Genomic DNA, 12,384 nt, shown 5'->3' with positions numbered 1-12,384 from the left:
GTTGCCGCTCCTCACTCAACCACGTCCCATCGCTCGCGACAAAATACGGCGATTTGGCCACCCGAAGAGGCTTAAGTAAGTACCATTCGTGTCAGAACCCTTTCTTTCGGATCATCGGTTTTCTGCTCTCACATCGCCACGCATAACGGGACCGAGCTAGCCAATCAGCAGGTGTGCCGAGTGCGGGGCAGGAGGCCCGCCGCTCTACCCGGGCCCCTGTGCGGCGGTGAGGTGTGGACGACAGGCCGCGTAGCGGGAATCGGCAGGAGGCCGATTCCTTTTCGTCAGTACAGGGATGTGCTGTCGAAAAGCCCGGCTTTATGCCCACTGGGGTACACAGCTCACGGACTTGCCGGGCATGGATGCCCGGCAAGCGCCAAGCGGGGTGGCCTTCTCTTTGGGTTATTTTTCTCTTACTCCGGGCATCCTGCCCTCCGCCCTTCGGGCCAGCTTCGCTGTTCGTCCGCGCTCCAAGCGCGGACGTGGCCACGCAAGAGAAAAGTGACTCGGTCGCCATCGGCGCACGATAGCTTTTTAGCTCTACAAGAATGGCAAAGAAAAAGCCCGCCATTTCGGCGGGCTCTTCATACGTCATGGCGCGAAGCGTCTTACCCCAGCAACACCCGATTCATCCGCTGCACAAATGCCGAAGGATCCGGCAACTGTGCCCCAGCGGAAATCTCGGCCTGCTCCAACAGCAACGTGGCCAGATCCTTCGCCTTCGCCTCATCCGTTTCGGTCTCGACGCGCTTGACCAGCGCATGCTGTGGATTGATCTCCAGCGTGGGCTTGGACTCGGGCATGTCCTGACCGGCTTCGCGCAGCAGACGGGCGAGATGCGGGGCCATTTCGTAGTCGCTCAGGGCGAGGCACGAGGGTGAGTCGGTGAGGCGCGCGGAGACCTTGACGTCGCCGATGCGATCGCCGAGCAGTTCCTTAAGCTTCTTGAGCAGCGGCTCGGCTTCCTTGGTGGCTTCTTCCTGCTTGGCCTTGTCAGCGTCATCGAGCGGCACATCGCCCTTGGCCGCGCTCTTGAGTTTTTTGCCTTCGTACTCGCTCAGGGAGCCAATCATCCATTCGTCGATGCGGTCAAACATCAGCAGCACTTCGATGCCCTTGGCCTTGAACGCTTCAAGTTGCGGGCTGCCGAAGGCGGCGGCGTAGCTGTCGGCGGTGATGTACCAGATGGCCTCCTGACCGATCGCCATGCGACCGATATAGTCATCCAGCGACACGGTCTGCTGCGTGCCTTCGCCCTTGGTCGAGGCGAAGCGCAATAGCTTGGCGATGCGCTCGCGGTTGTTGGCGTCCTCGCTGATGCCTTCCTTGAGCGTGTTGCCGAAGGCCTTGTAGAAGGTGGCGAATTTCTCGGGCTCATCGCGCGCCAGTTTTTCGATCAGGTCGAGCACGCGCTTGACGCAGGCGGCCTTGATGCGCTCGAGCTGGCGGTTCTGCTGCAGAATTTCGCGGCTGACGTTCAGCGGCAGATCGTCGGCATCGACCACACCGCGGACGAAGCGCAGGTAGTTCGGCAGCAGCTCTTCGGCCGCGTCCATGATGAACACGCGTTTGATGTAGAGCTTCAGCCCCTTGCGCTCGTCGCGTCCGCCCATCATCAGATCGAACGGCGGCTGCGACGGTAGGTACAACAGCGTGGTAAAGCTCTGACTGCCTTCGACGCGGTTGTGCGTCCACGCCAGCGCGTCGTTGAAATCGTGACCCAGCGATTTGTAGAAGCTCTGGTAGTCCTCGTCGCTGATCTCCGACTTGGGCTTGGTCCACAGCGCCGAAGCAGCGTTGATGGTTTCCCATTCGTCGGTCGGCTTGTCGTCTTTCTCCACCGGCATGCGAATCGGAAAGGCGACGTGATCGGAATACTTGGTGATCAGCGAACGCAGCTGCCAGCGCTTGAGGAACTCGTCCTCGTCGGTCTTCAGGTGCAGCACGACGGAGGTGCCGCTTTCCGGCAGCTCGACCTGCTCCAGCGAATACTCGCCCTTGCCGTCGCTCTCCCACTGCACGCCTTCGCTCGCCGGCGCGCCAGCATGGCGGCTGCGCACGGTGACCTTGTCGGCCACCACAAAGGCGGAATAAAAGCCCACGCCGAACTGGCCGATCAATCGAGCATCGGCCTTCTGCTCGCCGGACATGGCTTCGAGAAAACGCTTGGTGCCGGAGCTGGCGATGGTGCCGATATTGGCGATGACTTCATCGCGGGTCATGCCGATACCGTTGTCGCTGATGGTGACGGTACGCGCCTCCGGGTTCCAGCTGACGTCGATATGCAGCTCACCACCGCCCACCAGCAACTCGGGATGCGCGATCGACTCGAAGCGCAGCTTGTCGCAGGCATCGGAGGCGTTGGAGATCAGCTCGCGCAGGAAAATTTCCTTGTGCGAATACAACGAGTGCGTGACCAGGTGCAGCACCTGGGCGACTTCGGCTTCGAATTTACGGGTTTCGGCGACGGGTGCGTTCATGGGTTACCTATGGGTGACGTTTTATCGATTAGTTGGTAGGGGCTAGGGACGGGGAGCGAGGGCGCAAGCCCACTGCAGCGAAAAGATGCCTTCGTTACTCGCCCCTCGCCCCTGAATTCAGATTTTCTGCAATGCCGCGATGCGCTCGTCCAGCGGTGGGTGGCTCATGAACAGGTGCTTGAAGCCTTCAGCCAGCGGGCCGGAGATGCCGAACGCGGCGATGGTATTGGGCAGCGTGCTTTCACCGTGGTTGACCTTGAGACGCTGCAAGGCGGAGATCATCGCACCTCGGCCGGCAAACTGCGCGCCCGCCTGATCGGCGCGGAACTCGCGCCAGCGCGAGAAAGCCGCCACGATCATCGAGGCGAACAGGCCGAACACGATCTGCAGCACCATCACCACCACGAAGTAGCCGATGCCTCCACCCCCGCGGTTGTTGCTGCTGCCCGACAACCAGCTATCGACCGCGCGGCCGACGATGCGTGCGGCCAGGATCACCAGCGTGTTGAGCACGCCCTGGATCAGGGTCAGCGTCACCATGTCGCCGTTGGCGACGTGACCGATCTCATGGCCCAGCACGGCTTTGACCTGTTCACGATCCATCTGCTGCAGCAGGCCGCTGCTCACCGCAACCAGCGCATGGTTCTTGCTCATGCCAGTAGCAAACGCATTCATCTCCGGCGCATCGTAGATCGCCACTTCCGGCATGCCGATGCCGGCCTGCTGGGCATGCCGGCGAACGGTGTCGAGCAGCCAGCGTTCGGTTTCGTTCTGCGGTTGGGCGATAACCCTGGCGCCGGTCGACCATTTGGCCATCCACTTGGAGATGGCCAGCGAAATGAAGGCGCCGCCCATGCCGAATACAGCCGCGAATGCCAGCAGCCCTCCCATGCCGCCATAGCCGCGGCTGGCGGCCATCTGGTCGATACCGAGCAGGTGGCAGACGATGCTCAGCAAGATCAATACCGCGATATTGGTCAGCAGGAACAGGGCAATGCGGCGCATGGTGGTCTCTCGAACGCTGGGTTGTGGGAGGCTGATGAACGGATCATGTTGATCTAGCAGCTTATGATTCGGGGCACGACGGTGTAGTTTCAAGGATAAGACCGCATGGCAGCGGCGCTGGTTCAGGGCGTCGCGGTACCTTTGGGCGACGGTGGAGCCTCGGCCTCAGGCACCGTGAGCGCCTTTTTCGCCAGCTCTTCACCACGGCGAACGCAGTTTTTGGCATGGTCACTACCACCGGCGCGGTCGTGTCCCGTTTCATCCATTTGGGAGTGTTGTCCCATGAGCCATTTTAAAACGGCCAAGCTCACAGTCCAATCCGCCGCCAGCGGCTTCAGCGACGACGAGCTGCTGACGCGCGCCGCGGCGCTGGCATTTTATTCCGCCCTGTCCTTTGCGCCCTTGCTGGTGCTGCTGATCTGGGTGGTGTCGCTATTGCACAGCGGCTGGGATGTGCGCCTTATCAACGCACTCAACGGCATGGTGGGGCCGCGCGCCGCCGATGCGGTGAAAGGCATCATGAGCAATGCGAAGGCACGACCCCAAACGGGCAATATCGCCGGCATCATCGGCCTGCTGGTGACGGCGTTTGGCGCCTCGGCGGTTTTCGCGCAGCTGCAGGGCACCTTGAACCGCGTTTGGCGGGTCAAGCCCAAGCCTGGCGCGGCGGTTGGCCAATGGATGAGGACACGCGCACATGCGCTTGCCTTGCTGGTGGGCATTGGCTTTTTGCTGGTGATCTCGTTTGTGCTCAGCGGCATCATCGAAGCGCTGGTACCGGGCAATACGCTGGCATGGCTGATCATCGAAGATGTCATTTCCACCGTCATTTTCGTGATGGTGTTTGGTGCCATGTACAAGGTACTGCCGGATGCGCTGATCGAATGGGGCGACGCGCTGGGTGGTGGCCTGCTGACGGCCGTCCTGTTCATCATCGGCAAGTTCGGCATCGGGCTTTACATCAGTCACAGCAATGTCGGCGGCGCCTACGGGCCGGCCAGTGCGTTCGTGGTGCTGCTGACGTGGGTCTACTACTCGTCGATCATCGTGCTGATGGGCGCCGAACTCACTCGCGGCCTCGCCGACGCACGCGGCAAACCCATCCGCCCCAGCGCGCACGCGGTGGAGATCGAGGCAACACCGGCCGAAAAGGTCAGCGTACCGATGGCTTGAATCCATTGGCGCAGGCAATCAGCCTGCGGTGGTGGCAATCGCGTTGATATCAGCGGCTTCCAACACCGGCTTTGCGGCGCCTCGCCTGGCTACTGCCAGCATCGCCTGTCCCATGATTTCCGTGGTCAATATCGTTGCCGGCAGCATCGCCCGCAGCAGCGGGAGCAACGGTCGCGTCAGCGTGTACAAAATTTGATACGACGAGGTTTTCGAGCGCACGCCGTGCAGCGGCTGGATCACGCCGGGCCGGAACATGTAGGCCGCCTTGAACGGCAGCTTCAGCAGCGCGTTCTCCGTACGACCCTTGACGCGCGCCCACATGCTGCGGTCCTGCTCCGTGCTGTCGGTGCCCGCGCCGGAGACATAGACGAAGGTCATCTGCGGATTGAGGCGCGCCAGGGTGTTCGCCGCCGCCAGCGTGATGTCATAGGTGAGGTGTGCGTAGTCCGCTTCGGTCTTGCCCGCGGAGGTAACGCCGAGGCAGAAGAAGCAGGCATCGAAACCCTCGAGTTGCGATTCGATGGCGCTGTAATCGAGCAGATCGCGATGCACGACATCGCGCAGCTTGGCGTCCTGCTGATCCAGCGCAGTGCGACCGATACTTTGCACCAGCGATACGTCTGCGGCGCGCAGGCATTCGATCAGCACGCCCTGACCCACCATGCCGGTGGCACCAAACAAGAGAACTTTCACGCAGTGACTCCTCGATGCAGCTATTGCTCAGCCTGTTTTGCAGTATGCGGCCAATAGATTCGTTCTGGGGCTGGCGTAGTGTCGAAGGGCCATCCTGCGACGTTTCTTGGTCATGTCCTTGCGCAGATGTGCCGACGACGCCCGCACTCCACCTAAACTAAGCCGATGACTTATCGTGGCCGCTTCGCTCCCTCGCCCACCGGATTGCTGCATTTCGGCTCGTTGGTCGCCGCCGTGGGTAGCTGGCTGTGCGCACGGCATGCGGGCGGACAGTGGCTGGTGCGGATGGAGGATATCGATCCGCCGCGTGAGGTACCCGACTCGGCAAGCACCATCCTTGCGGCGCTAACGGCTTTCGGCCTAGTCGCTGATGAACCGGTGCTGTTTCAGTCACAGCGTATTGCGGCGTATGACAGTGCCTTCGAAAAACTGCGCGCTGTCGATCAGATTTTTCCCTGCTGGTGCAGCCGCAGCGATCTGGCAGCAGCCGGTGGCATGCATCGCGACGGCATCTGCATCGCCCCGCCGGACGAGATACGTGCACCGGCCTGGCGACTGCGGGTGCCGGACAACGACGTGATATTCGATGACGCGCTGCAAGGACCGCAGCGGCAAAACCTTCGCGAGCAAGCTGGTGATTTTGTGATACGCCGGGTGGAAGGTTTGTACGCCTATCAACTAGCCTGCGTCGTCGATGATGCGTTTCAGAGCATCACTGACGTGGTTCGCGGCAACGATCTGCTCGACTCCACCCCACGGCAGATCTGGCTGCAGCACTGTCTAGGTCTGCCCACGCCAACGTATCGGCATTTGCCGCTGGCACTGGATGCCGATGGCCGCAAATTGTCGAAATCCGAGCAGGCTTGTCCGGTTGAGCCATCCAACCCGATGCCTGCACTGCACCGCGCGCTGGCGTTTCTCGATGTGCCGATAGCACCTGCCGCAAACACGCCGCTCGAACTGCTGTCTCGGGCGCTGTCCGTATTCGACCCTGCGACTTTGCCGCATTGCAGCTCCCGCTGTGCTGGCTGAATCGGTATAAACCTTCAAAGGCGCAATCGCGTTCGTATCAGCAGCGGTTAGTGTATAAATCCAAGCTGGCTAGTCGGCTCGACAGCGTCGATTCGTTTAGCCATCCAATCAGCTTCACTACGAATATTTCGTAGATTTCCATTTCATTCGGGCAACGGACCCTAGGATCACTTCATGACGCAACGTACGGCCTTCATTACCGGCGGTACTGGCGGTATTGGTAGCGCGATTGTTCGGTATCTGGCTGGGCAAGGCCATCGTGTGTCGACCAATTTTCGCAACGCTGAAAAAGCCGACCTATGGCATGCAGCGATGAAAAAGGAAGGCATCGACGTTTGCATGGTGCCTGGTGACGTCTGCGATGCAGCAGCATGCGAGTCGATGATCCGCGGCGTCGAGGAAAAATGCGGCCCGGTCGACATTCTGATCAACAACGCCGGCATTACCCGCGACACCACGTTCCACAAGATGGACTACGAACAGTGGACGGCGGTGATCAACACCAACTTGAACGCCTGCTTCAACGTCACCCGCCCGGTCATCGAGGGTATGCGCCAGCGCAAGTGGGGTCGCATCGTGCAGATCAGCTCGATCAACGGCAAGAAAGGCCAGTACGGCCAGGCCAACTACGCCGCCGCCAAGGCCGGCATGCACGGCTTCACCATCTCGCTGGCGCAGGAGAACGCGCGCTTCGGTATCACCGTGAACACGGTGTCGCCTGGCTACGTAGGCACTGACATGGTAATGGCGGTTCCCGAAGACGTGCGCGAAAAGATCATCGCGCAGATCCCGATGGGGCGCCTTGGCCGGCCCGAAGAAATTGCCCACGCCGTGGCGTTTTTCACCGGCGATCAGTCCAGCTGGATCACCGGTGCCAACCTGGCCATCAACGGCGGCCATCACATGGGGTGAGGATTTGCTTAGGCGAAGTTGCGTGATGCGACTTCAACGGCAAACTCACTTCGTCTCAAGCAGCTTTTCCAGTACCTTGCCGACGGCAGCAAAGGCAAACGCGCCCGTGACATGCGTGGCCGCGCCGAGACCTCCGCCACAAGCCAGATTCAATGGATCGCCACCCGGTGGCCGATTGCCTGATACCGTGCCATCGGGCTGCGGGTACTGCACGTTCTGCAGCGAATAGACAGCTGAAACACCAAAGTAGCGATCGGGGTTGCGCGGAAAGTTGAAGTCGGTGCGGAGCTTTTTGCGGATCAGGCTGAACATTGCATCGTGCTCGGTGCGCGACAAGTCGCGCACACGGATCTGGGTGGAATCGGTACGACCACCGGCCGAGCCGACGCTGACGATCGGCAGCTTGCGTCGCCGACACCACGCGATGGTTTCGAGCTTGACCCGGAATGCATCGCAAGCGTCGAGCACCACGTCGTAACCGCGATCGAGCAGCTCATCCAGCGTGGATGGCGTGAGAAACCGTTCAATCCCATCCAATTGAATCGCAGGATTGATCGCATGCGCGCGCGTCGCGATCACACCGACCTTGCTCTTGCCGTATTCGCCATCAAGCGCATGCAACTGGCGGTTGGTGTTGGAGATGCAGACCTCGTCGGCATCGATCAGGGTGAGCTTGCCGACACCACTGCGCGCCAGCGCCTCGGCCGCCCACGAGCCCACGCCACCGATGCCGATCACGCAGACGTGCGCGTTGGACAACGCGCCAACGCTGCCAACGCCATAGAGACGTTCCACGCCGGCAAAGCGCTCGATCGGAAAATTTTCGACGCTCATGCTGACCTGCTTTGGGACGGAAATGCTGTTGCCTGCCAAGAGGTCACCGATCTGCCCTGCCAATGTGCCAAACCGTTATTTTATCCCTGTTGCATGGATAGGTCGCGCACGGGCGGGTTATTCTGGCGGTCTTGTCGAATTCATTTGGAACCGTACCGATGCGCGTTGCCTTGATGATTCTGCTGGGACTGGTGATCGGCATTATCGGTACGGTCAATGTGATGAGCACGCTGGCCGCGCGCAACCCGATGCCGAAGGCAGTAATGGATACCATGGATTACCACATGGATGAATTGAGCCGCGCGCTCAAGACCAAGCAGTGCACCGCCGCCAGCATCCAGCACCATCTGGAACGCGTGCAGTCCACCGCAACCGATGTCGTGCCGACGTTCGGCGTTGCCGAGCAGCCGTTTACTGATGCGGCGACCTTGCTACAAACCCGCGTGCAACAGGCGCTGCAATCGGCGCCGGCTGACTGCGCTGCGCTGGCCGCAGCGATGAAACCGATCGGCGCAGCCTGCAAGAGCTGTCACGACAAATACCGCTGAGAGCCTGTTCTCTAGAAGAGAACCTTTCCACGCAGCATCTGGCCGTACATCACCCAATCGCCGAGGAGGCTGTAGAGCGGGTGCTTGAACGTGGCCGGGCGATTCTTCTCAAACACGTAATGCCCCACCCAGGCAAAGCCATAACCGGCAACCGGCGCCAGCCAGAGCCAGCGCAATTGCCCCGTCGATAGCGCCAATACCACTACTGCGATCACCAGGCTGCTGCCGATAAAATGCAGCCGTCGGCACACGCGGTTACCGTGCTCGGCAAGGTAATAGGGATAGAACTCGCTGAAGTTGGTAAAACTGGTCATGAGTTTGCTCCGCGATCAATCTACTGCCCAAGCATGAACTCGCTATGCGACCGGAGCAACGGGCGCCGCAACATACGCTTTGCATGAGCGAGATGGAACGCGTCACACAACCGATCAGCCAGGCAACGGAATGAACTCTTCCTCGTCACCAGGCACTGGGGCGTAACGCTGCGCGGCCCATTCCGTCTTGGCCTGCTCGATGCGTTCACGGCTGCTGGCGACGAAGTTCCACCACAGATGGCGCTCGCCATCGAGCGGGGCGCCGCCGAACAGCATCAAACGGCTATCCTGCTTCGCGCGCAGCGATGGTGCCGATGATCCGGCCTGGACCGCCATTTGCGTCGTGCTGAGATCAAGCTCGCCCCAACGTACCGCGCCCTCGACCAGATAGACGCCCCGCTCGGCATGCTCCGGCGGCAGTGCCAGTTCAGTACCGGCAGCGAGTTTCACCTCAAGCAGAAACATCGGGGCGAATACTTTCACCGGTGAGCGCTCACCGTAAGCCTCGCCAGCGATCAGGATCGCATCGACACCCGGCTGGCTGATGCGCGGCAACTGGGTGCGATCGTGGTAATGGAACTCGGGATCGACCTCGGCGTCGGCCTGCGGGAGCGCCACCCAGATCTGGATACCGTGCAGCGTCTGACCATCGCGTCGTTCGTCTGGCGGCGTACGCTCGGAGTGCACGATGCCGTTACCGGCAGTCATCCAGTTCACTTCGCCGGGGCGAATGTCGGCGAGGCTGCCCAGGTTGTCGCGATGGCGGATCGCCCCCTCGAACAACCACGTGACTGTCGCCAACCCAATATGTGGATGCGGCCGCACGTCCATGCCCTTGCCCGCCGCAAAGCTGGCCGGACCGATATGATCGAAAAACACCAGCGGCCCCACGTGTCGCGCCTGCTGCGCGGGCAGCAGGCGACGCACGGCGAAGTCATCACCCAGATCGTGCACGCGGCCTTCGATCAGGGTCGGGGCAATTTGCATCGCGATCTCCTTGGGATAATCAATAACGGCTACCAGGCACGCCCATATTGAACCGGCGGCGTGATCTTCACATCCAGGGTCTTCGCGGCACGGCGGGCGAAGTACGGATCGCGCAGACTTTCGCGGGCAGTCAGCACCACGTCGGCCTCGCCATTGGCGATGATTGCTTGCGCCTGTTCGACTTCCGTGATCATACCGACTGCGCCGGTGGCGATGTCTGCCTCGCGGCGGATACGCGCCGCAAACGGCACCTGGTAGCCGGGGCCGACAGGAATCTTCGCGTGCGCCAACATGCCACCGCTGGAGACGTCGATCAGATCCACACCCAACGGCTTGACCTGTTGCGCCAGTTGCACGCTCTGCTCGATATTCCAGCCAGCGTCGTTCTCAGCCCAGTCGGTGGCCGAGATACGCAGCCACAATGGCAGTTCCGCCGGCCACACCTCTCGCACGGCGCTGATCACTTCGCGCACGATACGGGTGCGATTGTCGAAGCTGCCGCCATACGGGTCGGTTCGCTGGTTGCTCAATGGCGACAGGAACTGATGCAGCAGATAGCCGTGCGCCGCGTGCAGCTCGATCAGCTGGAAGCCAGCGGCCAAGGCACGCCGCGCGCTTGCACGAAAGTCAGCAACGACTTGTTGAATACCCGCTTCGTCCAGCGCTTGCGGCGTATGCCAACCCGCGTCGAAGGGAATGACAGAAGGCGCCACCGTGGTCCATGGCGCCTGATCGGCAGCCAGCGAACCGCCGCCCTCCCACGGCAACTGAGCGCTGGATTTGCGTCCGGCATGCGCCAGTTGCACGCCAGCAATGGCGCCGCTGGACTGCACGAAGCGCACAATCGGCTTCCACGCTTCCACCTGGGCATCGTTCCACAAACCAGTATCGCCATGCGAAATGCGACCTTGCGCCGATACTGCCGTCGCCTCGGTGATGACCAGCGCCGCGCCGCCAACCGCCCGGCTGCCCAGATGCACCAGGTGCCAGTTATCGGGCAAGCCATCGGTAGCCGAGTACTGGCACATCGGCGAAATCACCAGACGATGGCGCAAGGCCAGACTACGCTGAGCCAGCGGATCAAACAGATTCATGGGTTGCTCCGATAGGAATCGATGTCAGACATGCAGGCATGTCAACGACGTATCAAGCACCCAACATCGAATGATCAGCATCAACTCATCGTGATGGTGCGAGCGGTAATCCATGCGGCGATGCGTTTGACGATCGGCGCCGGCGACTTCATCCAGCTGAAGTGATCGGCCGGCTGACCGCCCATATCATCGGGAGTCAGCATGTCGACCACATTTGGCGCCTGTGGCATCTTGCCGAGCAACCACTCCAACGAGGCTTTGGGCACCAGCCAGTCATCGCGCAGGCGTAGCGCGAATACCGGCAACCGCAACGCACCGAGAAGTCCGTCCATATCCTGCGACATGCCGGTGGCCGAGTAGCGTCCATTGCGCGCGCTACGTGCCCAGTCGGACGTAAGGCGGCGCGCCTCGTTCCCGGCAAAGCCGATCCGGCGACCTGGCAGGTGACCCACTAGATTGGCTACCAATGGCGCCAGCATGCAACCCACCTTGATCAACAGGCTATGCGGATAGGCGCGCCAATACGGCGCACCGCTGGCCACCAGCGCGATACCGGCATGCTCGCCAGGATGCAGTGCGGCATAAAGTGAGGCGATCTGTCCGCCCAGGCTGTGGCCGCCGAGCCAGCAGGTTTTTTGCGGCCATTGCGCCTGCACGGCTGCCATCGCGGGCGGCAAATCATCGAGCAACAATTCGCGATAGCCCCAATTGCTGATCCGCCCGGCCCGTTGATCGCTGGAGCCAATGCCACGCCATTCGTGGATGACCACCGCAATGCCGTGCACTGCCAGCGCTTCGGCCATAGGCAGATAGTGCTTGGCCGGCACGCCCATCGCGGGTAGCCAGTACAGTAGCTGCTGCCACCCGCCATCCGGATGCACGCAAAGCAGTTCAAAACGTGCGCCATCGACGGCGGTGATCGGGAGGACGACTTGACTCGTCAGCACGGGTAAATCGGAAGGCGGCGGGGCAAACGCATTTTCAGAGAATTGATCGGGCATACCGACAGGCTAGCGAATTGAGGCATCGACCACAAAAAAAGCCGGCTTGCGCCGGCTTTCTTCTGATGTGGTCGCGTCGGTTCAGACCGGCGTTACATCTTCAGCCTGAAGGCCCTTCTGGCCGTTGACGACGGCGAACGTGACCTTCTGGCCTTCCTGCAAGCTCTTGAAGCCGGAGCCGCTGATGGCACGAAAATGCACGAACACGTCAGGACCACTTTCCCGACTGATGAAGCCAAACCCCTTGGCGTCATTGAACCACTTGACTGTACCTGTTTCACGATCCGACATGACTCACTCCAATCCATTAC

General features: G+C 61.1%; 13 protein-coding genes. 4 read left to right on the top strand and 9 right to left on the bottom strand.

What is annotated here, in order from left to right:
• Nucleotides 1-608 precede the first annotated feature (608 nt).
• Both htpG and htpX read right to left on the bottom strand, forming a co-directional pair.
• Nucleotides 609-2,480: a molecular chaperone HtpG gene (gene htpG / locus HDE80_RS03180; RefSeq protein ID WP_184667716.1), complete on the bottom strand. Its 1,872-nt coding sequence runs from the start codon at nucleotides 2,478-2,480 to the stop codon at nucleotides 609-611.
• 117 nt (nucleotides 2,481-2,597) lie between these two features.
• Nucleotides 2,598-3,485: a protease HtpX gene (gene htpX, locus HDE80_RS03175; protein WP_184667714.1), complete on the bottom strand. Its 888-nt coding sequence runs from the start codon at nucleotides 3,483-3,485 to the stop codon at nucleotides 2,598-2,600.
• A 282-nt stretch (nucleotides 3,486-3,767) separates the two neighbouring features.
• On the opposite strand from htpX, the gene HDE80_RS03170 reads away from it, so the two are divergent.
• Nucleotides 3,768-4,658, top strand: a complete 891-nt coding sequence (locus tag HDE80_RS03170; protein ID WP_184601385.1) for a YihY/virulence factor BrkB family protein — start codon at nucleotides 3,768-3,770, stop codon at nucleotides 4,656-4,658.
• An 18-nt stretch (nucleotides 4,659-4,676) separates the two neighbouring features.
• Here HDE80_RS03170 and HDE80_RS03165 read toward each other — a convergent pair whose 3' ends face one another.
• Nucleotides 4,677-5,351 (bottom strand): epimerase, encoded by a 675-nt coding sequence (locus HDE80_RS03165; protein WP_184667712.1) that lies wholly within the window; start codon nucleotides 5,349-5,351, stop codon nucleotides 4,677-4,679.
• Between the two features lie 165 nt (nucleotides 5,352-5,516).
• On the opposite strand from HDE80_RS03165, the gene gluQRS reads away from it, so the two are divergent.
• Nucleotides 5,517-6,383 carry a tRNA glutamyl-Q(34) synthetase GluQRS gene (gene gluQRS, locus HDE80_RS03160; protein ID WP_184667710.1) on the top strand — a complete coding sequence of 289 codons (867 nt, stop codon included), beginning with the start codon at nucleotides 5,517-5,519 and terminating at the stop codon, nucleotides 6,381-6,383.
• 174 nt (nucleotides 6,384-6,557) lie between these two features.
• A complete protein-coding gene (phbB, locus tag HDE80_RS03155) occupies nucleotides 6,558-7,295 on the top strand; it encodes an acetoacetyl-CoA reductase (protein ID WP_184667708.1) in 738 nt (245 codons plus the stop codon).
• Nucleotides 7,296-7,340: 45 nt separating this feature from the next.
• Here phbB and HDE80_RS03150 read toward each other — a convergent pair whose 3' ends face one another.
• Nucleotides 7,341-8,129 (bottom strand): tRNA threonylcarbamoyladenosine dehydratase, encoded by a 789-nt coding sequence (locus HDE80_RS03150; protein WP_184667706.1) that lies wholly within the window; start codon nucleotides 8,127-8,129, stop codon nucleotides 7,341-7,343.
• A gap of 158 nt (nucleotides 8,130-8,287) precedes the next feature.
• On the opposite strand from HDE80_RS03150, the gene HDE80_RS03145 reads away from it, so the two are divergent.
• Nucleotides 8,288-8,677: a cytochrome c gene (locus HDE80_RS03145; RefSeq protein ID WP_184667704.1), complete on the top strand. Its 390-nt coding sequence runs from the start codon at nucleotides 8,288-8,290 to the stop codon at nucleotides 8,675-8,677.
• 11 nt (nucleotides 8,678-8,688) lie between these two features.
• On the opposite strand, the gene HDE80_RS03140 is transcribed toward HDE80_RS03145, so the two are convergent.
• From HDE80_RS03140 to HDE80_RS03120, 5 genes are all read right to left on the bottom strand, one after another.
• A complete protein-coding gene (locus HDE80_RS03140) occupies nucleotides 8,689-8,991 on the bottom strand; it encodes a DUF962 domain-containing protein (RefSeq protein WP_184601391.1) in 303 nt (100 codons plus the stop codon).
• A gap of 114 nt (nucleotides 8,992-9,105) precedes the next feature.
• The gene (locus HDE80_RS03135; protein WP_184667702.1) at nucleotides 9,106-9,978 is read right to left on the bottom strand and encodes a pirin family protein; all 873 of its coding nucleotides are present in this window, start codon (nucleotides 9,976-9,978) and stop codon (nucleotides 9,106-9,108) included.
• A 29-nt stretch (nucleotides 9,979-10,007) separates the two neighbouring features.
• Nucleotides 10,008-11,072 (bottom strand): NADH:flavin oxidoreductase/NADH oxidase, encoded by a 1,065-nt coding sequence (locus HDE80_RS03130; protein WP_184667700.1) that lies wholly within the window; start codon nucleotides 11,070-11,072, stop codon nucleotides 10,008-10,010.
• A gap of 80 nt (nucleotides 11,073-11,152) precedes the next feature.
• Nucleotides 11,153-12,019 (bottom strand): alpha/beta fold hydrolase, encoded by an 867-nt coding sequence (locus tag HDE80_RS03125; RefSeq protein ID WP_345776397.1) that lies wholly within the window; start codon nucleotides 12,017-12,019, stop codon nucleotides 11,153-11,155.
• A gap of 135 nt (nucleotides 12,020-12,154) precedes the next feature.
• Nucleotides 12,155-12,364 (bottom strand): cold-shock protein, encoded by a 210-nt coding sequence (locus HDE80_RS03120; RefSeq protein ID WP_184601395.1) that lies wholly within the window; start codon nucleotides 12,362-12,364, stop codon nucleotides 12,155-12,157.
• Between the last annotated feature and the right edge of the window lie 20 nt (nucleotides 12,365-12,384).

It is taken from the genome of Rhodanobacter sp. A1T4 (genome assembly GCF_014207185.1).
Classification (GTDB): Bacteria; Pseudomonadota; Gammaproteobacteria; order Xanthomonadales; family Rhodanobacteraceae; genus Rhodanobacter.
This window is presented reverse-complemented; position numbering and strand designations above follow the sequence as displayed.